19 protein-coding genes and 4 pseudogenes are annotated in these 24723 nt (G+C 71.9%); 15 read left to right on the forward strand and 8 right to left on the reverse strand.

All coding sequences use genetic code 11. The features are described from left to right. Positions 1-278 precede the first annotated feature (278 nt). The 6 genes and pseudogenes from ABZV31_RS19210 to ABZV31_RS19235 all read left to right on the forward strand — a co-directional run. Positions 279-1949 (forward strand): alkaline phosphatase family protein, encoded by a 1671-nt coding sequence (locus ABZV31_RS19210; protein WP_355895078.1) that lies wholly within the window; start codon positions 279-281, stop codon positions 1947-1949. Between the two features lie 340 nt (positions 1950-2289). After that, positions 2290-3498: a carbohydrate-binding protein gene (locus ABZV31_RS19215; protein ID WP_355895081.1), complete on the forward strand. Its 1209-nt coding sequence runs from the start codon at positions 2290-2292 to the stop codon at positions 3496-3498. A gap of 139 nt (positions 3499-3637) precedes the next feature. Then, a pseudogene (locus tag ABZV31_RS19220) lies at positions 3638-4240 on the forward strand (YoaK family protein); the annotation flags it as partial. Between the two features lie 101 nt (positions 4241-4341). Further along, positions 4342-4629, forward strand: a complete 288-nt coding sequence (locus ABZV31_RS19225; RefSeq protein ID WP_355895083.1) for a glycoside hydrolase family 88 protein — start codon at positions 4342-4344, stop codon at positions 4627-4629. Between the two features lie 994 nt (positions 4630-5623). Next, positions 5624-5926, forward strand: coding sequence for a hypothetical protein (locus tag ABZV31_RS19230; protein WP_355895085.1), 303 nt, complete (start codon positions 5624-5626; stop codon positions 5924-5926). 124 nt (positions 5927-6050) lie between these two features. Further along, positions 6051-6206, forward strand: a pseudogene (locus ABZV31_RS19235) (IS5/IS1182 family transposase); the annotation flags it as partial. A gap of 177 nt (positions 6207-6383) precedes the next feature. Here ABZV31_RS19235 and ABZV31_RS19240 read toward each other — a convergent pair. The 3 genes and pseudogenes from ABZV31_RS19240 to ABZV31_RS19250 form a co-directional block, all read right to left on the reverse strand. Next, a pseudogene (locus ABZV31_RS19240) lies at positions 6384-8224 on the reverse strand (alkaline phosphatase family protein). A 187-nt stretch (positions 8225-8411) separates the two neighbouring features. Further along, a complete protein-coding gene (gene efeB / locus ABZV31_RS19245; RefSeq protein WP_355895088.1) occupies positions 8412-9683 on the reverse strand; it encodes an iron uptake transporter deferrochelatase/peroxidase subunit in 1272 nt (423 codons plus the stop codon). After that, a complete protein-coding gene (locus ABZV31_RS19250) occupies positions 9680-10876 on the reverse strand; it encodes an EfeM/EfeO family lipoprotein (RefSeq protein ID WP_355895090.1) in 1197 nt (398 codons plus the stop codon). Before ABZV31_RS19250 ends, efeB begins: the two co-directional genes overlap by 4 nt. Before the next feature lie 220 nt (positions 10877-11096). Here ABZV31_RS19250 and ABZV31_RS19255 point away from each other — a divergent pair. From ABZV31_RS19255 to hypA, 9 genes and pseudogenes are all read left to right on the forward strand, one after another. Next, a pseudogene (locus ABZV31_RS19255) lies at positions 11097-11870 on the forward strand (class I SAM-dependent methyltransferase); the annotation flags it as partial. Between the two features lie 180 nt (positions 11871-12050). Continuing rightward, entirely contained in the window at positions 12051-13640 is a 1590-nt protein-coding gene (locus ABZV31_RS19260; protein WP_355895092.1) for a hypothetical protein, read from the forward strand. After that, positions 13637-14725 carry a hydrogenase expression protein HypE gene (locus ABZV31_RS19265; RefSeq protein WP_355895094.1) on the forward strand — a complete coding sequence of 363 codons (1089 nt, stop codon included), beginning with the start codon at positions 13637-13639 and terminating at the stop codon, positions 14723-14725. Before ABZV31_RS19260 ends, ABZV31_RS19265 begins: the two co-directional genes overlap by 4 nt. Before the next feature lie 67 nt (positions 14726-14792). Further along, positions 14793-16586, forward strand: a complete 1794-nt coding sequence (locus ABZV31_RS19270; RefSeq protein WP_355895096.1) for a nickel-dependent hydrogenase large subunit — start codon at positions 14793-14795, stop codon at positions 16584-16586. Next, positions 16579-17172: a NifU family protein gene (locus tag ABZV31_RS19275; protein ID WP_355895098.1), complete on the forward strand. Its 594-nt coding sequence runs from the start codon at positions 16579-16581 to the stop codon at positions 17170-17172. The genes ABZV31_RS19270 and ABZV31_RS19275 overlap by 8 nt, the downstream gene beginning before the upstream one ends. Next, the gene (locus ABZV31_RS19280) at positions 17169-17768 is read left to right on the forward strand and encodes a DUF5947 family protein (RefSeq protein WP_355895101.1); all 600 of its coding nucleotides are present in this window, start codon (positions 17169-17171) and stop codon (positions 17766-17768) included. Before ABZV31_RS19275 ends, ABZV31_RS19280 begins: the two co-directional genes overlap by 4 nt. Positions 17769-17831: 63 nt before the next feature. Continuing rightward, positions 17832-18038, forward strand: a complete 207-nt coding sequence (locus ABZV31_RS19285) for a hypothetical protein (protein WP_355895103.1) — start codon at positions 17832-17834, stop codon at positions 18036-18038. Positions 18039-18076: 38 nt separating this feature from the next. Then, positions 18077-18292 carry a hypothetical protein gene (locus tag ABZV31_RS19290; protein WP_355895106.1) on the forward strand — a complete coding sequence of 72 codons (216 nt, stop codon included), beginning with the start codon at positions 18077-18079 and terminating at the stop codon, positions 18290-18292. A gap of 7 nt (positions 18293-18299) precedes the next feature. Next, on the forward strand, positions 18300-18662 hold the full coding sequence (hypA, locus tag ABZV31_RS19295; RefSeq protein WP_355895109.1) for a hydrogenase maturation nickel metallochaperone HypA: 363 nt from the start codon (positions 18300-18302) through the stop codon (positions 18660-18662). Between the two features lie 164 nt (positions 18663-18826). On the opposite strand, the gene hypE is transcribed toward hypA, so the two are convergent. The 5 genes from hypE to hypB form a co-directional block, all read right to left on the reverse strand. After that, positions 18827-19909 (reverse strand): hydrogenase expression/formation protein HypE, encoded by a 1083-nt coding sequence (gene hypE / locus ABZV31_RS19300; RefSeq protein WP_355895111.1) that lies wholly within the window; start codon positions 19907-19909, stop codon positions 18827-18829. Then, positions 19902-21044, reverse strand: coding sequence for a hydrogenase formation protein HypD (hypD, locus tag ABZV31_RS19305; RefSeq protein WP_355895114.1), 1143 nt, complete (start codon positions 21042-21044; stop codon positions 19902-19904). The genes hypE and hypD overlap by 8 nt, the downstream gene beginning before the upstream one ends. Further along, entirely contained in the window at positions 21044-21376 is a 333-nt protein-coding gene (locus ABZV31_RS19310; protein WP_355895117.1) for a HypC/HybG/HupF family hydrogenase formation chaperone, read from the reverse strand. Before ABZV31_RS19310 ends, hypD begins: the two co-directional genes overlap by 1 nt. A 178-nt stretch (positions 21377-21554) precedes the next feature. Further along, positions 21555-23936: a carbamoyltransferase HypF gene (gene hypF / locus ABZV31_RS19315; protein WP_355895119.1), complete on the reverse strand. Its 2382-nt coding sequence runs from the start codon at positions 23934-23936 to the stop codon at positions 21555-21557. Then, positions 23933-24709, reverse strand: a complete 777-nt coding sequence (hypB, locus tag ABZV31_RS19320) for a hydrogenase nickel incorporation protein HypB (protein WP_355895122.1) — start codon at positions 24707-24709, stop codon at positions 23933-23935. The genes hypF and hypB overlap by 4 nt, the downstream gene beginning before the upstream one ends. Positions 24710-24723 lie beyond the last annotated feature (14 nt).

The following is a 24723-nucleotide window of genomic DNA, read 5'->3' on the forward strand; positions in this document are numbered from 1 at the left end:
ACTCCTTTCAACGCCACGCCGCCCGAGGGCTCCGCTCCGTACCCGGTCGCAGAGAGGCGCATGTCGGTGACCGTCACACCCACGGGCACGACGTCGACCGCTGACGGCCGAAGGCCCGGCAGTGTCGCAGGATCACGTCCGACGACGGTCTTTGCGGGCACAGGTGCTTTTCTTGGGCATGACACGGAACGGAAGTCCCCTTCCGTACATGTTCTCCCTCTCGTATGTCGGTGCGCCTCTCAGAGGCCGCCCTGCTCTGCACAGCCGGAGGAGAATCCGTGTTCCAACCTTCCGTCCGCCCTGCCCGCCCCGCCACCGCGGCCGCCGCCGCGCTCGCCGCCGTCGGGGCCCTCACCGCCACGGCCGCCGCGCCGGCCTCGGCGCACATACCCGCACACCCGCGCACCTCCGCTCGGCACGTCCTGCTGCTGTCGGTCGACGGGCTGCACCAGTCCGACCTCGCCTGGTACGTCGCGCGCCACCCGCAGTCGGCACTCGCGCGGCTCGCCGCCGGCGGTGTGGAGTACACCCGCGCCAGAACCACGGTGCCCTCCGACTCGTTCCCCGGCATGGTCGGTCAGCTCACGGGCGGCAACCCGGGCACCACGGGCGTCTACTACGACGACACCTACAGCCACGCCCTCCTCCCGGCCGGTACGACCAGCTGCACCGGCGTCAGGCCCGGTGCCGAGGTCGATCTCACCGAGGACCTCGACAGGAACAAGGACTCCCTCGACGCCGGCCAGGGCCTGAGCGGGCTGCCCGGGAGCGTCCTGAACATGACCGGCGACGCCCGCAGCCTGATCGACCCGTCGAAGCTGCCGGTCGACCCGGCGACCTGCAAGCCGGTCTACCCGCACGCGTACCTGAAGGTGAACACGGTCTTCGACGTGGCCCGGAAGGCCGGGCTGCGCACCGCCTGGTCCGACAAGCACGTGGCGTACGAGATCCTGAACGGCCCCTCCGGCAGCGGCATTCAGGACCTGTTTGCGCCCGAGATCAACAGCGAGGCGACCGGCTACGCGGCGGGCGACGACTGGACCAAGGACAACGCGGCGACCGAGCAGTACGACGGCTACAAGGTGCAGGCCGTCCTCAACGAGATCGACGGCTACGACCACGGCCGCACGCACAAGGTCGGCACACCGGCGGTCTTCGGCATGAACTTCCAGTCCGTCTCGACCGCCCAGAAACTGCCCGCCTCCGACGGACTGACGGGCGGTTACGCGGCGAAGGGCGTGCCCGGCCCGCTGCTGGCGAAAAACCTCGCCTTTGTCGACAAGGAGGTCGGGGCGCTCGTCACCGAACTCCGCAAGCGACACCTCGACGGCAGTACCACGATCATCCTGTCGGCCAAGCACGGGCAGTCGCCGACCGACCCGAGCGCACTGACCCGCGTCGACGACGGCGCCCTGCTGGACGGCCTCAACGCCGCCTGGAAGGCCGCCCACCCGGGCGCGGGCGACCTGGTCGCGCACGCCGTGGACGACGACGCCATGCTCCTCTGGCTCACCGACCGCTCCCGGGCCGCCACCGACTTCGCCAAGGCGTACCTGCTGGCCCAGTCCGGTACCGGTAACGGCATCGACGGCAAGGCCAAGCCCTTCACCGCGAGCGGCCTGAAGACCCTGTACGCCGGTGCGGCCGCAGCCCGCTGTTTCCACGTCCGGCCGGGCGACGCCCGCGTGCCCGACCTGTTCGGCATCGCCCAGTACGGCGTCGTCTACACCGGCGGCAAGAGCAAGATCGCCGAGCACGGCGGCGCCCACGCCGACGACCTCGACGTCCCCCTCGTCGTCTCGGGCGCCGGGGCCGAGCACGGTGTGCGCATCGGCGTCCCGGTGCGGACCACGCAGATCGCCCCGACGATCCTGCGCCTGCTCGGCCTGGAACCGCGTGACCTCGACGCCGTCCGCATCGAGCACACGCAGGCGCTGCCGGTGCGCTGACGGCTCGTCCAAGGACAGGGACAGGGACAGGGACAGGGACAGGGACAGGGACAGGGACAGAGGCAGGGACAGAGAGGCAGGCGCTGGTGCGCCGCGCGGGCCCGAAAGCGCACCGTCGGAGCGTCGCGCAGCACCGTTGACGGTCGCGCACCCCGGCGTCCGCGAGATGGCGCGTTTCCTCGCGGACGCCGGGCGGCGCAGCGACGCCCGAGGGCCGCAGGTGAGGTAAAGCAATCGTATGGTCTAGTCCAAAGAATTATATGGTCTAGGCCAATCGGTTGACGTGAGCGCGACAGCGTCAAGAAGCTGGGACGACTCCCCACCCCACTGGAGGCACGTAGTGAGACGTCTTCGCGCATGTCTGGGCGCGGCCGCCGCCGTAGGGCTCGCCGCGGCCGGTACGACCGCGCTGGTCGCGGGCAACGCCTCGGGCGCGACGAGCGCGCTGAGCAACCGCTGGTACGCCGCAGCCCCCTACCTGATGCCGCTCGACAACGACCCGCCGGACCCGGCCGCCATCATGGACGCCACCGGTCTGAAGGCGTTCCAACTAGCCTTCATCCTCGCCCCCAACGGCGGCGGCTGCTCGCCCACTTGGGGCGGCACGGCCGCGGTCTCCTCGGACACCGCCGTCCAGTCGGTCATCAACACCATCCGCGCCAAGGGCGGCGACGTCTCCGTCTCCATCGGCGGGTACGGCGGTACCAAGCTCGGCCAGGTGTGCTCGGACGCGGCCGCCACCGCGGCGGCGTACCAGCAGGTCATCACCAAGTACGGCCTGCACGCGATCGACTTCGACCTGGAGGAGCCGGAGTACGAGAACGCGGCGGCCATCAAGAACGAGATCGGCGCCGCCAAGATCCTCCAGCAGAACAACCCCGGCCTCTACGTCTCCGTCACCACGGCCGGCACGGCGGACGGCACCGGCTGGTTCGGCAAGCAGATGCTGCTGGAGGCGAAGACGCAGGGGTTCACCCCGAACAACTTCTCCATCATGCCGTTCGACGGCGGCTTCAACGGCGCGGCCTCCCAGACCGGCGCGCTGACCAACTTCAACCAGATCCTGCAGTCCACCTTCGGCTGGGACCAGGCAACCGCCTACGCCCACGAGGGCTTCTCCGGGATGAACGGACGCAGCGACACCGGCGAGACCTTCACGCAGGCCGACTTCCAGACCGTGCTGGACTACGCCACCAGCCACAACATGGACCGCTTCACCTTCTGGTCGCTCAACCGCGACCGCCAGTGCACCCCGCCCGACAACGGCGGCCGCACGTCGGGCACCTGTTCCAGCGTCAGCCAGAACTCGTGGGACTTCGCCAAGTACTCGGTGAACTTCGCCGGGGCCACCCCGCCCTCCACCACCCCCACCCCGACACCCACACCTCCCGGCACCTCGTGCAAGCCGGCCTGGAGCTCGACCGCGGTCTACACCGTCGGCAACGAGGTCTCGTACAACAAGCACAACTGGAAGGCCAAGTGGTGGACCCAGAACGAGGTCCCCGGCGCCGCCGAGTGGGGCCCCTGGCAGGACGAGGGCGCCTGCTGACGGCCCGACCGGCCCGGATGGGCGGGGCGCACCTCCCCATGGGTGCCCCGCCCGCCGGACGTGGCGCACCGGCCGGCAGCGGTTGACCGCGTGTCACGCGTCTGCCCGCTTCGGCCCCTGCGCCAGGCTGACCAGGTGAATGCCGACCGGACGCGAGCGAGATGCGCGTCAGCATCGCATTGTTCGCCCTGACCGTGACCTCCGGCGCGGGCGATGCGATCGCGTTTCTCGGCCTGGGGCATGCCTTCGCCGCCCTCGCCACCGGAAACCCCTGCTGCTCGGCTTCGGGGCCGCGAGGGCGCCGGGGATTCCCGTCGCCCGGCCGGCAGAGGCTCTGGCCGCCTTCGTCGTCGGAGCCGCCGCCTCCCACCTCGTCATCGCGCGGCTGAACCGTCGAGGACGGCGCTGGTTCGTGATCGCACTCGCTGCCGAGGTCGTGGTGCTGAGTGCCGCCGGCCTGTACGCCGTCGCCACCAGCGGGACGGACGCCCTTGCCGTGCACGCCATGGCCGTCACCGTCGCGCTGCCGGCGTGCGCCATGGCATGGCGCACACGCGCGATGATCGAGGCGGGGATTCCGGACATGCCCACCACAGTGGTGCAGATCACGCTGGTCCAGGCACTGGCGGACGTCCTGTCGTTGCGTTCGGCCGCTTCCCGTACCTCTTCCTCGCCTCTGACGCGGGTGCGTCGTACCGCGACCGTCCTCGGCATGTTCGTCGGCGGAGTCGTCGGGGCCGTCGCTGCGCCTCGGCCCCGGGCCCGCCATCGTCGCCGTCACACTGCTCGAGACATGCGTGGTGGCCGTGTACTCCCGCGCTCCCCGACTCCGGCCACCGGCGGGTGCAGAACACTGACCACCGGGTGCAGAACGACGACGCCACCGGGCTCTGGTACCGCGACAAGCGTTTCCTCCCCGGCGGGATCGTCTCGCCCTCGGGCAGGCCGGTGGTGTGGTCGCGCGGCAACGGCTGGGTGGCCGGTGGACACACCAAGACCCTCAAGGCGCTGCCCCCAGGGGAGCGGCACACCGCCGAATACTGCCGGACGCTCACCCGGCCGGTGCGGGCCGCGGCGGCGGTGCCGCGTAAGGGGCGGCGGTGCAGCGTAAGGACGGCCTCTGGAACGTGATCCTCGCCGACCCCGAGCACCTGCCCGGACCGGCGACGAGCGGCACTGACCACTCGGCCAGGGCTCCCGCGCGCGTCCAGTCAGTGGAAGACCGACGTACCGCGCGCCGCGCCTCCTGACCACATGCGCCGGGCGTGCGGTGGATCGACAATGAGCACAGGTCGGGGCGCCGAGGACGCGCGGCGTATGCCGAGAGGAACGCCTCCATGTGCGCACAGCCGCCATCGCCGTCAGGAGCCGTGCACAGTGCACGCACCGGCACGGGTGGCGAGCGGGCATGATGAGCCGCCCGGACCGTACTGTGACCGTACGACGGTCGATCCAGGTCACCGGCGCGGCGAGTGCCGGCTTCTACACGTTCCTGTACGGCTTCGAGCAGCCGGTCTCGGCCTGTACGCACTCTTCACCCCCAGGGCCGGCCGGCAGCAGGCCTCTGTCACGTTGCGGACCCTGCCGATCGGGGTGGTGCTCATCACCCTGGGCACGGGACTCGCCGCGAGCACGGCGGGCGCCGTGGCCGGCATGCTCGTCACCGGCTTCCTGCTGAGTTTCGCCGCGGTGGCCGGACCCCGTCCGGCGGGTGCCGCACCCGGTCTGCAACTCCTGTACATCCTGGCGTGCTTCCCGCCGTACGCTGCCCAGACGCTGGGCGCCCGGCTGACGGGGCTGGCCGTGGGCGTCGTACTCCTCGCGCTGGCCCAGGCCTTCCTCCTGCCCGGCCCGCCACGCACTACCGGGAACGGCTCGCCGACGCGCTGGAGACGGCGGCCGCAGCAGCGGCCGAATCCGCCCACTCCCCGGTCACACAGCTGCGTGAGCGGAGCGAGGGGCTGCGGCTGTCGCAGGTGGCGCCCGGTGAGCGCCCGGCCGGCCCGGGGCGTACGGACCGGGCTCTGGCCCAGGCCGGCGCTGCGACCCGCCGGATCTGCAGTTCCGCAGCGAGCCGCACACTGCCGGGGAGGGCGTTCAGGCCGACTGGCACGGGGTCCTCATCGTGGCGTACCAGAGCGTGCTGGGCGCGCAGCGGCTTCCCCGCTTCGAGCTGCCGGCGGGCGACGCTCCGCCGGACGCGAGCGCATGGGCCCGCAGGACGGCAGCCGAGCTGGCGACGGACGCCGACCGGATCGCCACGCTCCTCACCCGTGCCGAGCGCCCCGTCCCCAGCCGGCGTCCGGGTACCCCACCGCCGCCGGAGCACCATCCGGCCCTTCCCACGGTCGTCGATCTGGAAGTGTGGATGACGGACATCGACCGACAGCTCACCCGCATCGAAGGCTCCGTCGGTCGCGACGCCTGAGCCCGTCGCCCCTGCAAAACGGTCTTCTTTTCTCTTCCCCCGCCACGACCGGCTCCTTCCATGGCAGTGCCCCCGCTGCCGCGGTCCGGCCTTCTTTGCAGGTCACGGGTGAGATGATCTTGCGGTGGCTGGTGTGATTACGGCGTCGGAGCCATCCTCCTGGACAGGCCCGTTCACCGGGCTGAGCCCGCGCTGCTTCGGAAAGTTGGTGACCGCGCTACGCCGCGAGGGCGCGGACGAGGTGAGGCGGGGACGGCCGTGGTGCCTGCCGCTTGAGGACCCGGTGACCGGGGCGTCCAGCGGAATGGGCCGTGCGCGCGGATCTCAGGGCGGCCGCCGGCGTGGACCGGCGCCGAGAACGGGGGGCGACGGCACCGGACAACCCTGGGCACCAGCGTACGCACAGCGGCTCGGCGCGGTCCGGGACGACCGTGCCGAGCCGTGTGCGCCCGTGACGTCAGGCGGTGCCACGCGCCCTGCGGCGCAGGGTCAGGTACGTGCCCGTGGCGCCGGCGGCCACGAGTGCGCCCACCCCGATGCCCACCGGGAGTGCGGGGAACGACGAGGTGTCCGTGGACGCTGCGGTGTTCTGCATCGCCGGGCCCGGCGTGATGCTGGTGGCGACCGGGTTCACGTGGTGGATGGGCCCCACCGACTTGACCGAGCCGTCCGCGTTCAGCAGGACCTGCTTGTTGTTGGGGTGGCGGAAGTCGAACATGCCCGCCAGGGAGCCCGCGGTGGCGTCGAAGGAGTGGTCGCCGATGCGGCCGGTGTGCCAGTTGTCCTCGACGAAACGGATGATCGAGGACTGGTCGGTCAGCGTGTGGTCGACCTTGTTCACCTTGCTGTACGGGGAGATCACCAGCAGCGGCTGCCGGGTGCCCGGTCCGCAGCGGTCCTGGTAGCCGCCGGACGGGGCGGGGCCGGCCTGGCATGCCGGGCTGTCGGTCGTCTTTCCGTTGGAGCCGAGCGAGGTGTCGGTGGAGCCGTTGCGCGGCTTGGCGTAGGCGTGGTCGTACCAGCCGTCGGAGTCGTCGTAGGCGACGACGACGGCCGTGGACTTCCACTGCGGCGAGCTCTGGACCGCGTTGATCTGGCTGACGAGGAAGTGCTGCTCGTCGATCGGGTCGGAGTAGGCGGCGTGACCGTCCTGGTACTCGGGCGCCTTGACGAAGCTGACGGCCGGCAGCTTGCCCGCCTTGAGGGCCGCGTCGAAGTCGGTCAGGTCGTAGTTGTGGTTGGCCTGGCCGCTGTGGCCGATCTCGTCGACGTTCTTCGGCGGCAGGTGGTGCGGGTTGGACGTCGACTTGTAGTACTCGAACGGCGAGTGGTGCGGGCTGTAGTCGACGACCGCGGCCCCGCCGACATTGGTGTGCGCCGTGTCGCACTTGGCATAGTGGCCCTGCTTGCCGTCCCAGGCGGTGGACGGGCGGAAGCCGCCCTGGAACCAGCCCCAGGTGACGTGCTTGGCGTTGAGGAGGTCGCCGATGTTGCGGCCCTGCATCGCCGCAAGCGCGTTGCTGCTGGTGTGGTCCTTGCCGGAGCAGTCGTCGTAGGCCGGGTCGGGGTCGTTGACGACCGTGCCGACGCCCTTGGCGTCGGGCGACTTGACGGCGTAGGCGTCGGGCGTCGGGGTCTGCTTCGGGTTCTCGGTGCCGGAGGCCGGGTCGACGGAGACGACGCCGTGGGTCTGGCCGGAGACCAGGTTGAGGGCGCCGGGTGTGGAGGGGCCGTAGACCGAGCTGAAGGCGCGGTCGCCAGGGAGTAGTGCTGGGCGTAGTTCCACAGCGCGGTGACGGTGTTGCCGTCGTAGTAGTCCATCACCAGGCCCGGCTCGCCGAACAGGCCGCCGCTGCACTTGTCGACCTCGGTGTTCTCCACGTACTTGTCGGCCTTGCCGCCGTCGGCGGCGTACTGCTCGGGCCCGTAGGAGTGGTTCTGGTCGCACGTCATGGCCTGCGCGGGGCCGAGCCGCTTGGGCGCGTACTGGTTGGGGTTCTTCGTCAGCAGCCCGGCGTGCGCGAGGGTGTCGATGTCCTTCGGGGTCTTCTTGGATGCCGTGAACTTCGTGCCGTCGGTGTTCGCGGCCTTCGGGTACGTGGCGAAGTAGTGGTCGAAGGAGATGTTCTCGTCGAAGAGGACGACCACGTGCTTGATCGGCGTGGCCGTCGACGAGTGGCCGTGGCCGGCGGACACGGCGGCCCAGGTGGGCGCGTTCCCGCCGAGGACCGTGAGCGCGGCGGCCCCCGCGAGGGCGCCCAGGCTTTTTATTGGTGCTCGTCTTCCCCTGCTGGCCATGCTGGTTCACCCTCCGGGCGGTTCATTGGTGCGCCGTACGGTCAGCGATGTTTCGCCGGGCAGGCGGCACTTCGGCGGAGCCATGGTGGCGCCGGGATGAACACCGGGTCAGGAAGGTCGGGCCAAATCTTGACCGTGTATTGACCAATGGTGTGCGCGGGTTGTCCATACAGGTTCGGCTGAGGGTTCAGCCGAGGAGAGAGCGTCCGTACCAGTCCGTCGCGTCCTGTACACCGGGCAGGGCGAAGAAGTAGCCGCCGCCGAACGGCGTGATGTAGTCGGTGAGCGGCTCCCCCGCCAGCCGCCGCTGGACGGTCTCGAACTGCCGGGCCGGATCCTGCTGGTAGCAGCAGAACAGCAGCCCCATGTCAAGGTTGCCGTTGCTGTCCGTGCCCCGGTCGTAGTTGTAGGCGCGGCGCAGGATCCGTTGGCCGGCGGTCGCGGGCGTGCGCGGGTTGGCGAGCCGGATGTGCGCGTCCAGCGGGATGACGTCCCCCTTGGGATCGTCCGCGTAGTTCGGGGTGTCGTGCTCGGCGTTGCCGTCCAGGGGTGCGCCGGACTCCCGGGCCCGGCCGAACATCCGCTCCTGCTCGCTGAGGGAGACCCGGTCCCAGAACTCCACGAGCATGCGGATCAGACGGACGACCTGGTAGCTGCCGCCGACCGCCCAGTCCGGCTCGCCCATGCCCTTGCCCACCCACACCAGGCGGTTCATCTCGCGGGCGCTGGTGGCGTCCGGGTTGGCGGTGCCGTCCTTGAAGCCCATCAGGTTCCGCGGGGTGCCGGACGGGCGCGGCGGGCTGGTGAAGCCGTCCAGGCGCCAGCGGACTTGCATGCCGCCGCGGGTGTGCCGGGCGATGTCGCGCAGGGCGTGCAGCACGGTGTCCGGTTCGTCGGCGTGCAGTTGCACGCTGAGGTCGCCGTGGCACCAGTCCGGCTGGAGGTCGTCGTCGGGGAAGACCGGCATGGTGGTCAGACGGCGTGGTGCGCGCCCGCCGAGTCCGAAGCGGTCGTCGAAGAGCGCGGCGCCGACGCCGACGGTCACCGCGAGCGCGCCGGAGGGCAGCCGGTCGCCCAGGATGCCCGAGTCGGCGGGCGGGCCGGTTATGCCCACGGGCTGCGGCATCCCGCCGGTGGCGAGGAAGCGGGCGCGCTCGGTGAGCGTGCGCAGCAGGTCGGTCAGCTCGGCGCGGTTGTCGACGGTGACGTCGAAGGCGGTGAATGCGGTGACCCGGCGCGGGGGCGCGAGCACCGAGTGCTGGTGCCTGCCGTGGAACGGGGCGATCGGGGTCGCGGCCGTGCCGGGAGCCGCTGCCGTACCGGGGGTCGCGGCCGTGCCGGGAGCCGCTGCCGTACCGGGAGCCGCCGCACCGCCCGTGGCGAGCCCGGCGCCGGCGAGGGCCGCGCCGCGCAGGAAACCACGCCGGCCCACTCCCCCGGTCTTCTCGGTCGCGCTCATACCGTCCTCCGTGGATCGCACAGGGTCGCCACCGACGCCAGCCGCTCCACCAGATCGCCCAGCACCGCGTCGACCGTTTCCCGCTGGGCACGGCTCAGTCGGTCCAGCGGGGTCCACACACCGCCGTGACGGAAGCCGTCGAGGGTGCGTTGTGCCCGTCCCAAGTCCCCTTCCAGTCCGGGCAGGTCGGCGTAGCGGGTGGTGAGCAGGGGACGCAGCCGGGACAGAACCTCGCGGGTGCCGTCGAGGTTGGCGCGGGCGGTGGCGAGGTTGGTGCCGCTGCCGTAGTCGGTGCGCCCGGTCAGTTCGAACTGCACGGTGTTCTCCAGGATCTCGTGCGCCCGCAGGCCGAGCTGGGCCGGGTCCATCCGGGTCTGCGACCACGAGTCGCGCAGAGCGGTGAGCGCCTTGACGAGGGCAGCAGCAGGGGCGCGCAGGGTGCGGGCGGACTGGCCGTGCCACAGCCCGTACTCGATGCGGTGGAAGCCGGTGAAGGACGGGTCGTGGACACCACCGGGCAGGCCCGCGTCCGTCGCGTTGATCCGCCCGTCCGCATCGCCGAAGGCGCCGTAGGCCGCGCCGAGCCGCTCGTACTGCAGGTGTGCCGGCAACCAGGCCGTGCGGGCCCCGGCGAGGTCGCCGTGGTCGACGGCGTCCCGCAGTTTCGCGGCCAGCCGCACCGCCTCGTCGAGGCCGTGGCCGACCCACTTCTGGTAGCCGAGCGTCGGGGGGATCAGGTCGTGCTCGGTGACGGGTGCCGCCGCCGGGCCGCTGCGTCCACGGGTGACGCGGACCGTGGGCCCGGTGACCGCGTCGGCGTCGTCCGGTACGCACATGAAGGCGTACGCCCCTTCGCCGAGGCGGACGGTCAACGGCCGTGTCGTGCCGGGGCCGACGTCCTCCACGGCGCCGTACACGGCCTGGCTCCCGGCGTCTTCGAGGTACACCTCGGCCGGCTCGTCGGAGGTGTTGCGCAGGTCGAAGACCTGAACGCCGGGTATCGGGTTGTTCCAGCCGCGGCCGCAGTGGCTCGGCGAGACCTCGACGGTGGTGCGCGGCAGTGCGTCCGTGGGCGCGGCCGCTCGGTGTGACCCCTGTGCGGCGGCCAACACGCCCGCCGTGACGAGAAGGAGGACGAGACAGACCCCGCCCCACAGGCGAAGTGGCCGACGCCTGAGGCCGGACAACAGCATTCCGGACCTCCCGGGAGTCGTACCGCGCGTGATCACCTCATGCTAGGCAGGGGTATCCGCCCGAACAGCCATCCGAAGAAACCGATGCCCAAGAGTTCCCTCCCGGTTCACCGACCCGTTGCCTGCCCACGAGGTGCGCGGCAGGCCAGGATCGCGAAGGGCGACAGTGACCAGCATGGTCGCCATTTCCCTCAGGAATCGGGCACGGTAGCCTCGGCCCGTGCCGGAGGCATCGGTGGCGCGCTTCTACGACGAACTGGCCAACAACTACACCTGGTCCACGCGGGCTGGGACGCGAGCATCCGTCGGCAGGCCGCCGCGCTCGACGCCCTCATCGGCCAGGACCGGGCAGCGGTGCTCGACTGCTCCTGCGGCATCGGCACGCAGGCGATCGGCCTGGCCCTGCGCGGACACCGCGTCACCGGTAGCGACCTCAGCCCGCGCGCTGCCGTCCGCGCCACCCGGGAGGCCGCCCGCCGCCGCCTGACCCTGCCCACGGCCGCCGCCGACATGCGACGCCTACCGTTCCGCGACGGCCGGTTCAACGCCGTCGTCTGCGCCGACAACTCGCTGCCCCACCTCGCTGCCCCACCTCGTGACCGAGCACGACGTGCACACCGCGCCGGCCGAGATGCACCGCGTGCTGCGTTCCGCCAGCCGGCTGCTGGTCAGCACCCGTCCCTACGACGAGCTGCTGCGCGACCGCCCCGCCTCGACGCCCCCGCAGGTGCACCAGCCGGCCGGCAGCAGCGCCGAACGCACCATCACCTTCCAGCTCTGGCACTGGCACGACGACGGTGAGCACAACGACCTGGAGCTCTTCCAACTCCGTCCGGCAGACGGGGAGTGGCACGTCCAGGTCCGCCGCACCACGTACTGGGCGCTCGGCCGGGACCGGCTGACCGGCCTCGCGGCCGACGCGGGGTTCGTCAACACCGAGTGGCGCACGCCCGAGGACACGGGCTTCTTCCAGCCGCTGCTCGTGGCACGCGCCCGCGCCTGGCGATCCCCGGTCGCCGTCGCCGGCCTGCTGCCCCCGCCGGCCCGCATTCCCGCCTGCCGACGCCCTCGTTCCCCTGGACGGCCCAACCCGAGTGGGCCGGAGGGGCGAGGAAGCGTGACTGGTGTGACTGTGGTGGAAGGGATGACGCACGTGCGATCGTGAGGAGGCGGGATGCCGGAGGCTGTGGTCGAGGGTGGCGTTCGCTGCGCTGCTGCCGTGGACGACGCTGCCGTACCCACGGGCCGATACGGGCGTCCGTTCGAGCAGTTGAGCGCGGTTGCCGACGCCGTCCTCTACGAGGGCTACCTGCTCTACCCGTACCGCCGGTCGTCGCCCAAGAACCGGGTCCGGTGGCAGTTCGGGGTGCTTCTGCCCCAGAACTGGGTGGAGCGCGACGGCCCCGTCGCGCCCGGTGTGTCCGGTTCCGCCGATTCCTGGTACCAGCAGACCGAGTGCCTGCTGCGGATCCGGCGGCCCGGTGCGGTCGTACGGGTGACGGTGCGTTACCTGCAGATGCAGCACAAGCAGGTGGAGGAGACCGGCCAGGACGGTCGGCACCGTGCGGTCGAGTCACTGCACACGGGCGACGGCGCGGCGCATCTGACCTTCGACGAGGCGGTGCCGCGCGAGACCGACCTCGTCGTAGGGCTGGACGACCTCCTGCGGCGCGAGCTCACCGTTCCGGTGGGAGCGGCGGCCGGTGAGGAGACCGAGTCGCTGCCCGGCGGCGACGGGCGGGTGGTGCGGCGACGTACGGAGGTCCGGGCGCGTGTCGCGCTCGTGACCGAGCGGCTGACGGAGGACGTCTGCCGGCTCCGGGTGCGGACCGAGAACACGGGGCGTGCGCCGGACCCGCAGGCCGCCCGCGACGAGGCCCTGCGCCATGCGCTCATCGCCACGCACACGCTCATCGGCGGCGAGGACGTGGAGTTCGTGTCGCTGATCGACCCGCCCGCGGACCTGCACGAGCCCGCCCGCGCGTGTCGCAACGCGTTCACCTTCCCGGTCCTCGGCGGTGACCCGCCCACCGGCCGGACCGGCACCGGTGACGCCCCGGGCCCGCAGGACGGCGGAACGGGACCCGTCCTGCTCTCCTCGCCGATCATCCTTCCCGACCACCCCCAGGTGGCGCCGGAGAGCCCCGGGGATCTGCACGACGCCGCGGAGATCGACGAGATCCTGACGCTGCGCACGCTGCTGCTGACCGACGAGGAGAAGCGCGAGGCACGCGCCACCGACCCGCGGGCCGCCCAGATCCTCGACCGCGTCGAGACCATGCCGTCGGAGGTCTTCGCCCGGCTGCACGGCGCCATTCGCTCGCTGGCCCCGGTCACACCTTCCGCCCCCACCGTGGAGCGACCCGCCTGGTGGCAGGAAGGCGCCGATGACGGCCTGTCCCCGACCACCGACACGGTGCTCGTCGACGGCGTGCCCGTCGGGGGTGGCAGCCGCGTACGGCTCTGCCCGCGGGGCCGGGGCGCCGACGCCCAGGACATGTTCCTGGCCGGGCGGACCGCACAGGTCGCCGCCGTCTTCCACGACGTCGACGGCAGCGTGCATCTCGCCGTCACCCTCGACGACGATCCCGCGTCCGAACTGAACGGCTGGTACGGCCGCTTCCACTACTTCCGGCCCGACGAAGTCGAGCCGCTGGAGCCCGCTCACGCACCGGAGGAGCCGCAGGCACCGGCTCCCGCTGCACCTTCGAGCGCGACACACGACCGACTCCGAGACCACCTGCAGCGGAGGCCGATGACATGACCACTCAGAGCGGCACCACCGACGTAAGCCGCGAACCCAGCCGGGCCGAGGAGCGGAAGGGATTCGACGAGATCCACATCCTCTGGATCTCCGAAGGCATGAGCTGCGACGGCGACACCGTCTCACTGACGGCCGCCGCCCAGCCCTCCATCGAGGACCTGGTGCTCGGCCTGATCCCGGGCCTGCCGAAGGTGAACCTGGTCAACAAAGTGCTCTCGCCGAGCCTGGGCGGTGAGGACTTCCTCGCCCCGTACCGGGCTGCGGCGCGGGGTGATTTGTCGCCGTTCATCCTCGTCATCGAGGGTTCGATCCCCAACCAGAACATCATCAAGGGCGACGGCTACTGGACGTCCTTCGGCAACGATCCGGACACTGGGGAGCCCCAGACCCTGAACTGGTGGATCGACCAACTGGCCCCCAGGGCATGGGCGGTGGTGGCCGCCGGCACCTGCGCCACCTTCGGCGGCATCCACGCGATGGCCGGCAACCCCACCGGATGCATGGGCCTCGCGGACTACTTGGGCTGGGACTACAAGTCCCAGGGCGGCCTGCCCATCGTGAACGTGCCCGGCTGCCCGATCCAGCCCGAGAACTTCATGGAGACCCTGGTCTGGGTCCTCCACCACGCGGCCGGCTCCGCTCCCCCGCCCCCGCTGGACCACATGCTGCGCCCGCAGTGGCTGTTCGGAAAGACGGTGCACGAGGGCTGCGACCGCGGCTCGTACTACGAGCAGGCCAGTTTCGCCAAGGACTACAACTCGCCCAAGTGCCTCGTGAAGACGGGCTGCTGGGGTCCCGTCGTCAACTGCAACGTGCCCAAGCGCGGATGGATGGCCGGCATCGGCGGCTGCCCGAACGTCGGCGGCATCTGCATCGGATGCACGATGCCCGGCTTCCCCGACACCTTCATGCCGTTCATGGACGAGCCGCCCGGCGGAACGCTGTCGTCGCTGGCCATCAAGCCGTACGGGGCCGTCATCCGCCGCCTGCGCGGCCTGACGAACAACATGGTGAACCACGAGCCCAAATGGCGCCACAACAAACGCAAGCTGACCAGCGGTTACGACCCGCACTGGCGGCCCTGATGCCGCGCGGCGCGCACCACTCCACCACAGACCCACGGAACACGGACAGCAAGGGGCAGCAACGCCGATGACCACAACCGAGGCCCGGCCCACGGGGCGCAAGCCCCCACAGATCGTGGACATGTCCTGGGATCCGATCACCCGGATCATCGGGAACCTGGGCATCTACACGAAGATCGACTTCGCCAACCAGGAAGTCGTGGAGTGCCACAGCACCTCGTCGCTGTTCCGCGGCTACTCGGTGTTCATGAAGGGCAAAGACCCACGCGACGCGGGCTTCATCACCTCGCGCATCTGCGGCATCTGCGGCGACAACCACACCACGTGCTCCGACTACGCCCAGCAGATGGCCTACGGCGTCAAACCGCCGCGACTGGCCGAACACATCGTCAACCTCGGCGAAGCGGCCGAGTACATGTTCGACCACACGATCTTCCAGGACAACCTGGTGTTCGTCGACTTCTGCGAAGCAATGGTCAAGGCCACCAACCCCGGGGTGCTGGCCCGCGCCGAGCGCACCGACGCACCCCGCGGCGAGATCCACGGCTATCGGACCATCGCCGACATCATGCGGGCCTTCAACCCCTTCGAGGGCGAGGTGTACAAGGAGGCCCTGAAGGTCAGCCGGGTGACCCGCGAGATGTTCTGCCTGATGGAGGGGCGGCACGTCCACCCGTCGACGCTGTACCCGGGCGGCGTCGGCACGATGCCGCAGCCCAACACCTTCACCGACTACCTCAGCCGGCTGCTGCGCGTCATCGACTTCGTCAAGAAGGCCGTGGCGATGAACGACGACGTCTTCGACTTCTTCTACGAGGCGCTGCCCGGCTACGAGGAGGTCGGCCGCCGCCGCATCCTGCTGGGCTGCTGGGGCGCCTGGCAGAACCCCGACGTCGTCGACTACCGCTACGAGACGATGAACGAGTGGGGCAAGGCGATGTACGTCACCCCGGGCGTCATCGTCGACGGCGAACTGGTCACCAACAACCTCATCGACATCAACCTCGGCCTGCGCATCCTGCTCGGCAGCTCGTACTACGAGGACTGGGTCAACGAGCAGCCCTTCGTCACCCACGACCCGCTCGGCAACCCCATCGACATGCGTCACCCGTGGAACCAGACGACCGTCCCGGTGCCGCAGAAGCGCAACTTCGACGACAAGTACAGCTGGGTGATGAGCCCGCGCTGGCACGACAGGACCAGCGGCCAACTCCTGGCCCTCGACAGCGGCGGCGGCCCGCTCGCCCGCCTGTGGTCGACCGCGCTGAGCGGGCTGGTCGACACCCCGTACGTCAAGGCCACCGGCAACAGCGTGCGCATCTCGCTGCCCAAGGGCGAGAGGCTGCCGGAGACCACGCTGGAGTGGCGGATCCCGCAGTGGAGCAACACCATCGAACGGGACCGCGCGCGGCCGTACTTCGTCGCCTACGCGGCCGCCATGGCCCTGCAGTTCCTGGAAGAGGCCATGGGGCTGGTACGGGCCGGCGACACCAAGGTGTTCGAGAACTTCGAGGTGCCCGACGAGGCGATCGGCTGCGGCTTCCACGAGGCGGTGCGCGGCGTCCTGTCCCACCATCTGGTGATCAAGGACAAGAAGATCGCCAACTACCACCCGTACCCGCCCACCCCGTGGAACGCCAGCCCCCGCGACATCTACGGCACCCCCGGACCGTACGAGGACGCCGTGCAGGGCCAGCCCATCTTCGAGGAGAACGGGCCCGACGACTTCAAGGGCGTCGACATCATGCGCACCGTGCGCAGCTTCGACCCCTGTCTGCCGTGCGGCGTGCACATGTACGTCGGCAAGGGGAAGACGCTGACCACCCTGCACTCGCCGACGTACGGAGCGAACCATGGCTGACGCCGGACAGGCCGGCCCCACCGGGCGGCTCGCGGACCGTGCCGTCGAGGCGCGGCTCGCCCGTCTCGACGAGCTGCTGGAAGGGCTGGAGTCCAGGCCCGGTCCGACTGGACGCGCCGCGATCGAGGCGGTGCGGCTCCTGACCGAGGTCTACGGCGAGGCGCTGGCCCGAGTGACGGACCACGCGGACGGGCAGCTGGCCGAATGCCTGGCCGACGACGAATTGCTGGGGCACCTGCTGGTGCTGCATGCGATCCATCCCGAGCCCGCCGAGCGCCGGGCCGCGCGCGCGGTCGAACGGCTGCGTCCCGCGGTGCGCGAACGCGGCGGCGACGTGGAGTGGGTCGGCGTGGACGGACAGGTGGCCCGCGTGCGCCTGACGGCGGCCGGCGGGTGCGGCTCCGGGTGTGGCGGCGGGACGTCCGACGTCACCGAGGCGGTCCGAGAAGCGGTCCTCGCGGTCGCTCCGGAGCTGCAGGCGGTGGAGCCGGTGCCGAGCGCGCCCGCTCGGCGGGCGGCTCCCGCGTTCGTACCGCTGGACGCGCTGGCCCGCCGGGGCGCACCTCAGCCGCAGAAGGCGCGGTGACCGTGGACGGAGGAGCGCTGGCCCGCGTCATCCGCTCCTCTGCCGACGGGACGGCGACGGCCGAGGCGGAGGTGTGCGACCTGTGCGCCGCACCCGTGCCCGACGAGCACGCCCACCTGTACGACACCGGGCAGCAGGAGGTGCAGTGCGCCTGCGGCCCCTGCTCGGTGCTGTTCGCCGAGGACGGGGCGGGCGAGGGGCGGTACCGGCTCGTCCCCCGGCGTCGGATCCGGCTCCCCCGGGTCGACACCGAAGCCCTGGGCGTACCGGTCGGCCTGGTGTTCTTCGTGCCGCACGACGACGGCACGGTCACCGCCCAGGGCCCGAGCCCCGCGGGGGCGATGCGATGGGAGGTGGACACGGCCGGTTGGCAGCAGGCGGTCGCCGGGTGTCCGGCGCTCGCCTCCGTGGAACCCGAGGTGGAGGCGCTGCTGGTGAACACCGTCCGCGGCCTCGACCACCACTGGATCGCGCCGATCGACGACTGTTTCCGGATGGTCGCCGTCGTACGCCGGGAGTGGCAGGGCCTGTCCGGTGGCGGCCGGGTGTGGCCGGCCGTCGAGCGGTTCTTCGCGGACCTCACCGAGCGGCCATGAGCACGCACTCCACCGGACCGCCCCGAGGGCGGGGCGGGCGGAGGCGAGGAAGGAGAGCACCCCATGGGCAGCATCAGAGTCGGCCGGCCTCAGGCGAAGCCGGACACGCCCACGCACGTGCCCGGTCTGCACCAGGGCAACAAAGGGCCGTACCACCACCAGACCGGACACCACGAGGACGGCACAGCGGATGCGCGCCGCTCCACCGGGATCCATTGGAAGCGGCATGACACGCTCCTGAAGATCATGCCGAACATCTCGCCGGGATGACAGACAGCCGGGATGACAGACAGCAGGGAGTGGCCGGAATGAAGGTCCAAGCAGCAGGAAGGAAGGCCGCGGCGGCCGCCGCGGGCGCAGGCGTGGGAGCCGGGACGACGACACGGAGGGTGCTCAAGGCACAGGCCGCCGCGGTGGCCGGCCTGGCGCTGGCACTGCTCGTCTGGGAGATCCCCGGCATGGTGCGCGAGATCCGGATCTGGCGCATGACCGGGGGCTTCCGCGCAGGCCACCGGTACCCCTGAGCCGACCGTGCACGAGTTGTCGATCGCGACCGCGATTGTGGAACAGGCCGACGACATCGCACGGGCCGACGGGGCGGACGCCGTCTCGGCGGTGACCGTCCGGGTCGGCGAGCTGGCGGGCGTCGTACCCGACGCCCTGAGCTTCGCCTTCGAGGTGGCTCGCGACGGCACCGCCCTCGCCTCGGCCCGCCTCGTCATCGAGCAGGTCACCGCCCGGGCCTACTGCGACCCGTGCGCCGAGGAGTTCCCGGTGGGTATGCCGCCGTTCTTCTGGTGCCCGCGCTGTGACCGCCCGTCACAGGAGCTGCGCAGCGGACGGGAACTGCAGATCACTGCCGTCGAGCCCGCGCAGGCACGGCCACCGCACTGACGGGCCGCCCGGCAAAGGCCGACCCCGTCGGCGCCCGACGCGCCGGCGGGGTCTTCATGCCCGGTGCACAGGCGGGGTCTTCGTCCGGTGCACGGGCGAGTTTTCATGTCCGGTACACGGGCGGGTTTTCATGTCCGGTACACGGGCGGGTTTTCATGTCCGGCTCAGCAGATGCGCGGCAGCTGCTCCCCCAGCGGCAGGTCCACCACCCGGGTCCCGCCGAGGCCGGTGGAGACCACGACCATGCCGGAGTGTTCGGCGACGCACTCGCCGATGAGCGCGGCGTCGGCGCCCTGCGGATGGGCGCGCATCGCCGCCAGGACGGCCTCGGCCTCCGAGCGCGGTACGAAGGCGACGAGACGGCCCTCGTTGGCGACGTACAACGGGTCCAGGCCCAGGAATCCGCAGGCGTTGGCGACCGCGTCCGGGACCGGGATGGCGCGCTCGTGCAGCCGGACGCCGGTGCCGGAGGCGCGGGCGATCTCGTTGAGGGACGCAGCGAGCCCGCCCCGGGTGGGGTCGCGCAGCACATGGATGTCCGGGGTGACGGAGAGCATGGCGGCCACCAGGTCCGCCAGGGACGCGGTGTCGCTGGCGACCTCGACGTCGAACTCCAGGCCTTCCCGGACGCTCATGATGGCCACGCCGTGCAGGCCGATCGGACCGCTGACGATGACGACGTCCCCCGGCCGCGCACGCTGCGGGCGGATGTCCACCCCGTCGGGTACCAGCCCCACCCCGGCGGTGGTGACGTACACGCCGTCTCCGTGTCCGGCCTCCACCACCTTGGTGTCGCCCGTGGCCACGGTGACCCCCGCCGCCTCGGCCGCCGCACCCATGGCGCGCGCGATCCGGTCCACCACGGCCAGCTCCACGCCCTCCTCGAGCACGAAGGCCGCGGACAGGTAGGCGGGCCGGGCGCCGCTCATCGCCAGGTCGTTGACGGTGCCGTTGACCGCCAGGTCGCCGAGGCTGCCACCGGGGAAGAACAGCGGCCTGACGACGTAGCCGTCGGTGGAGAACGCCAGCCGGGCGCCGCCCAGGTGGAGGACCGCCGAGTCGCCGAGCGCGGCGAGGGTGGCGTTGCCGTAGGCCGGGGCGAAGATGTGTTCGATCAGCTCGGCCGACAGGGCGCCGCCACCGCCGTGCCCCATCACCACGACCGGCTGGTCGCGCAAGGGGGCGGGGCAGGTCCAGTTCGCGGGGTCGACGGGGGCCGTGGCCGCCGCGGAAGCCAGTTCAGCCAACGGGGTTCATCTCCTCGTGCGGGGCCCGGGAGCCCTGCGGCGCCGGGCCGTTCATCCGGCGATACAGGTAGTAGGCCGCGCAGGCGCCCTCGCTGGAGACCATGGTGGCCCCGAGCGGGGTGCGCGGGGTGCAGGTGGTGCCGAACGCGGAGCACTCGGTGGGCTTGATCAGTCCCTGCAACACCTCGCCCGCGCGGCAGACGGCGGGTTCCTCGGTGCGGATGCCGGTGACGTCGAAGCGGTGCTCGGCGTCGTACGCGCGGAAGGCGTCCGTCAGCCGCCAGCCGCTGGCGGGGATGCGTCCGATGCCGCGCCAGGACCGGTCGGTGACCTCGAACACGTCCTCGATCATGCGCAGGGCGGCCGGGTTGCCCTGCTCGCGCACGGCGCGGGGGTAGGCGTTCTCCACCCGGTGCTCGCCGCGCTCCAGTTGGTGGACGGCGCGGCGGATACCCTCCAGGATGTCCAGCGGTTCGAAGCCGGTGACCACGACGGGGACGCGATGCCGCTCGGCCAGCTCCGGGTATTCGGCGGTGCCCATCACGCTGCACACGTGGCCGGCGGCGAGGAAGCCCTGCACCCGGCAGGTGGGGGCGGTCATGATGGCCTCGATGGCAGGGGGCACCCGTACGTGGGACACCAGGAGGCTGAAGTTGGCCAGGCCCATGCGGCGGGCCTGGTGCACGGCCATGGCGTTGGCGGGTGCGGTCGTCTCGAAGCCGATGGCGAAGAAGACGACCTCGCGGTCGGGGTGCTTGCGCGCGAGTTGCAGGGCGTCGAGCGGGGAGTACACCACCCGTACGTCACCGCCCTCGCCCTTGACCCGGAACAGGTCCCGGTCGGTGCCCGGCACCCGCAGCATGTCCCCGAACGAGCAGAAGATCACCCCGGGACGGGAGGCGATCTCCAGCGCCTTGTCGATGACCTCCAGCGGGGTGACGCACACCGGGCAGCCGGGGCCGTGGATCAGCTCTACCTCCTCCGGCAGCAGTTGGTCGATGCCGTGCCGGATGATCGAATGGGTCTGGCCGCCGCAGACCTCCATCAGCGCCCACGGCCGGGTGACCGTCGCGCGGATCTCGTCCAGCAGCCGGCGTGCCAGACCGGGGTCGTTGAACTCGTCGATGTACTTCATCAAGCCTCACTCCCGCTCTCTTCGCGTTCCGCCGCCGCGCGGGCGTGCGGCGCGGCGCTCCCGGCCTGCTGCGCCGCCTGCTCCCAGGCGTCGCCGAACTCCTCCTCCAGCAGCCCCAGTTGCGCGAACAGCTCCAGGGACGCGCGGGCCGACTCCTCGTCCAGGCGCTGCAGGGCGAACCCGACGTGGACGATGACGTACTCCCCGACCCGCACGTCGGGCAGGTACTCCAGACACGCCTGTTTCTGCACCCCACCGAAGTCGATCAGTCCGGTGAGCGGGTCGGCGCGGTGGTCGATGGCCACGACTTTGCCGGGCACTGCCAAACACATGGGTCACTCCGTCTCGTCGCTGTCTGGGTTGCGCCGGCTCTCCCGATCGGCGCTTCTGCGGTCCGCCGGCTCTCCCGATTGGCGCTGTCTGCGGTCCGCCGGCCCTTCCCATCGGTGCTGTCTGCGGCCGGGCAGTTCACCGGTCGGCCCCGCCGACTCACCGGTCGGCCCCGCCGGCTCACCGGGCGGCCCCGAGGCGCCGCCCGTCCAGTCGCTCGTGGGCGGCGACCACGAGCTGCCCGAGCGCCAGCCCGCCGTCGTTCGGCGGGACTTCGCCGTGGCGCAGCACCGTAAAGCCGTCCGCGGCCAGCAGCGCCGTGCACTCCTCCTCCAGCAGGCCATTGGCGAAGACACCCCCGCTGAGGACCACGGTGGTCAGGCCGGTGGCCCGGCGCGCCCGTCGGCAGATCTCCACGACGGCCCGCGCGACACCCCGGTGGAACCGGGCCGCGAGTAGGGGCGCCGGGGTGCCGCGGCGCCGATCGGCGACGAGCGCCCGCAGCACCGGTGCCGGGTCGCACCCCAGGGGGCCCGGGCCGGTGGCCCCGACGGTCATGCCGAAGGTGTACGCCGCCGTCTCCGCATCCCACGCCGCCGCGGCCGCGGCCTCCAGTTCCAGCGCGGCCTGCGCCTCGTATCCCGCGCGGTGGCACACGCCCACGAGGGAGGACACGGCGTCGAAGAGCCGTCCCATGCTGGAGGTCGGCACGCACGCCACCTGGCGCGTCAACTGCCGCTCGAGAACCGGCAGTTCCTCGCGTGCGCAGGCTGCGACGCTGGGCAGGTCCGAGTCCCACGGCAGGCCGGCGGCCCACAGCCGGGCCAGCGCCAGACGGCAGGGGTTGGCAACTCCCGCGTCCCCGCCGGGCAGCGGGGCCGGGGTCAGGTGGGCGAAGCGCCGGTGGCCGGCGTAGTCGGCGAGCAGCACCTCGCCGCCCCAGACGGTGCCGTCGTCGCCGTACCCGGTGCCGTCGAACGCGACGCCGATCACGGGCACGGTGCCGTCGAGGCCGTGCTCGGCCATCGCCGAGGCGATGTGCGCGTGGTGGTGCTGGACGAACACGGGCCGCGGAGCGGGCAGCCGGGCGGCGCGCCGGCGCGCCCACCCGGCCGAGTGGTAGCCCGGGTGCCGGTCGGCGGCGACGAGTACGGGGTCGACCCCGGTCAGCCGCAGAAGCTGCCGCTCCGCGCGCCGGGCTGCCTCCAGCGTGGCCAGGTCGCCCATGTCGCCGATGTGCGGTCCGAACCAGGCGTGGTCGCCGTCGCCGACGCACGGGGCGTTCTTCAGGTCGCCGCCCACCGCGAGCGCGGGACGCACCGCGAGCGGGAGGCGCAGCGGGCGGGGTACGTAACCGCGGGAGCGCCGCAGCACCTGCTCGGTGCCGTCGGGGCGCACCCGCAGCAGCGAGTCGTCGCACGGCGAGGCGATGGCACGGTCGTGGGCGAGCCAGGCGTCGGCCAGCCCGGCCAGCCGGGTCAGCGCCTCCTCGTCGTCCGTGACGATGGGCTCCCCGGAGCGGTTGCCGCTGGTCATGACCAGCACGCGGGGGCCCGGGGGGTCACCGGGCAGCCCGAACAGCAGGGTGTGCACCGGGGTGTAGGGCAGCATCACGCCGACGTGCGGACTGCCCGGGCACACCTCGTGGGCCAGCCGGAGGCCGCCCTCCCGCGCGCGCCGTCGCAGCAGCACGACGGGCCGCCGGGGACTGGTGAGCGCGGTCCGTTCGCCGTCGGTGAGGACAGCGATCCGCTCCACGGTGGCGAGGTCCGCGCACATCACGGCGAACGCCTTGCCGCCCCGCGCCTTGCGGGTGCGCAGCGCGGCGACCGCCCGTGCGTCGGTGGCGTCGCAGGCCAGGTGGTAGCCGCCGATGCCTTTGACGGCGACGATCCGTCCGGCGGCCAGCAGCGCCCGGGCCGCCGCCAGGGCGTCCGCGTCCCGGGCCGGGCGTACGCCGCTGCCGTCCGCGGGCACCAGGCGCAGCCGGGGGCCGCAGTCGGGGCAGGCCACGGGCTGGGCGTGGAAGCGCCGGTCGGCGGGGTCGCCGTACTCCCGGGCGCAGGCGGGGCACATCGGGAAGCCGGCCATGGTGGTGGCCACCCGGTCGTACGGCATGGCCGTGGCGATGGTGAAGCGGGGACCGCAGTGGGTGCAGGTGATGAACGGATGCCGATGGCGGCGGTCGGCCGGATCGGCCAACTCCCGCAGGCAGTCGGCGCAGGTCGCGGTGTCGGGCGGGAGCTGCGTGCGCCCCGTGGTCTGCTCGGAGGGCCGGATGGTGAACGGGTCGGTGGCACCGGTGGCAGGGACGTCCTCGAGTCCGATGCCGGTCACGGCGGCCAGCGGCGGCGGCTGTTCGGCCAGCCGGTCGCAGAACCGTGCGACGCCGTCCGGCGGGCCCTCCACCTCGATCAGCACGCCACTCGCGGTGTTGCTCACGAACCCGGCGAGCGCGAGGTCGGCGGCCAGCCGGTGCACGTACGGCCGGAAGCCCACCCCCTGCACCGTGCCGTGCACGGTGAGCCGGCGGCGTACGACACCGGCGGTGGGTGCGGTCATGAGGCGCGGGTGGCGGCCGACTGCGGGTGCTCGGCGTGGCCGCTCCCGGCGTCCCCGTCCGCGGGCCCGTGGACGTGGCCGTGGGGGTGCGGCGCGAGGGGAGGCCGGTGCGGCGGAGCCCCGCTCCGGGCGGCGAGCGCCCGTTCCAGGACGGTGTCGACGCCGTCGCCGGTGCGGGCGCAGGACCGTACGATCTCCACCCCGGGGTTGACCCGGTGCACATGGTCCCGGAAGGCGGCCTCGTCGAAGCCGGCGGCCTCGGCCAGGTCGGTCTTGGTCACCGCGACCAGGTGGGCGGAGCCGAACGCGGTGGGGTACTTCAGCGGCTTGTCCTCGCCCTCGGTCACCGCCATGAGCACGATGCGCAGGGTCTCGCCGAGGTCGTACGACGCCGGGCAGACGAGGTTGCCGACGTTCTCCACGAACAGCACCGCGGTGCCGGCCGGCAGCCAGCCCTCCAGCCGGCCGCGCAGCTGCCGGGCCTCCAGATGGCACAGTCCGTCGGTCAGCAGCTGCTGCACCGGCGCCCCCGAACGGGCCAGCCGGCGGGCGTCGTTCTCGGTCGCCAGGTCCGCGGTCAGCGCGGCCACCGGGACGCCCCGCTCGACCGCGCGGGCCAGGACCCGTCCGAGGAGTTCGGTCTTGCCGCTGCCGGGACTGGACAGCAGGTTGACCACGGTCACGCCCTGCCGGGCCAGGTCGCTGCGCAGGGTCGCGGCCAGGTCGTCGTTCTTCGCCAGGACGGCCTGCTGCACGTCGACGGACCGGCACATGGGCTGCTCCTCGT

The organism is Streptomyces sp. NPDC005202 (genome assembly GCF_040608235.1).
GTDB lineage: Bacteria > Actinomycetota > Actinomycetes > Streptomycetales > Streptomycetaceae > Streptomyces.

Bases quoted from the DNA above. Each gene is read 5' to 3' on its own strand.
- efeB (WP_355895088.1), bottom strand. From the start codon at position 9,683: ATGAGCGCGACCGAGAAGACCGGGGGAGTGGGCCGGCGTGGTTTCCTG.
- ABZV31_RS19250 (WP_355895090.1), bottom strand. From the start codon at position 10,876: ATGCTGTTGTCCGGCCTCAGGCGTCGGCCACTTCGCCTGTGGGGCGGG.
- ABZV31_RS19260 (WP_355895092.1), top strand. From the start codon at position 12,051: ATGCCGGAGGCTGTGGTCGAGGGTGGCGTTCGCTGCGCTGCTGCCGTG.
- ABZV31_RS19265 (WP_355895094.1), top strand. From the start codon at position 13,637: ATGACCACTCAGAGCGGCACCACCGACGTAAGCCGCGAACCCAGCCGG.
- ABZV31_RS19270 (WP_355895096.1), top strand. From the start codon at position 14,793: ATGACCACAACCGAGGCCCGGCCCACGGGGCGCAAGCCCCCACAGATC.
- ABZV31_RS19275 (WP_355895098.1), top strand. From the start codon at position 16,579: ATGGCTGACGCCGGACAGGCCGGCCCCACCGGGCGGCTCGCGGACCGT.
- ABZV31_RS19285 (WP_355895103.1), top strand. From the start codon at position 17,832: ATGGGCAGCATCAGAGTCGGCCGGCCTCAGGCGAAGCCGGACACGCCC.
- ABZV31_RS19290 (WP_355895106.1), top strand. From the start codon at position 18,077: ATGAAGGTCCAAGCAGCAGGAAGGAAGGCCGCGGCGGCCGCCGCGGGC.
- hypD (WP_355895114.1), bottom strand. From the start codon at position 21,044: ATGAAGTACATCGACGAGTTCAACGACCCCGGTCTGGCACGCCGGCTG.
- ABZV31_RS19310 (WP_355895117.1), bottom strand. From the start codon at position 21,376: ATGTGTTTGGCAGTGCCCGGCAAAGTCGTGGCCATCGACCACCGCGCC.
- hypF (WP_355895119.1), bottom strand. From the start codon at position 23,936: ATGACCGCACCCACCGCCGGTGTCGTACGCCGCCGGCTCACCGTGCAC.
- hypB (WP_355895122.1), bottom strand. From the start codon at position 24,709: ATGTGCCGGTCCGTCGACGTGCAGCAGGCCGTCCTGGCGAAGAACGAC.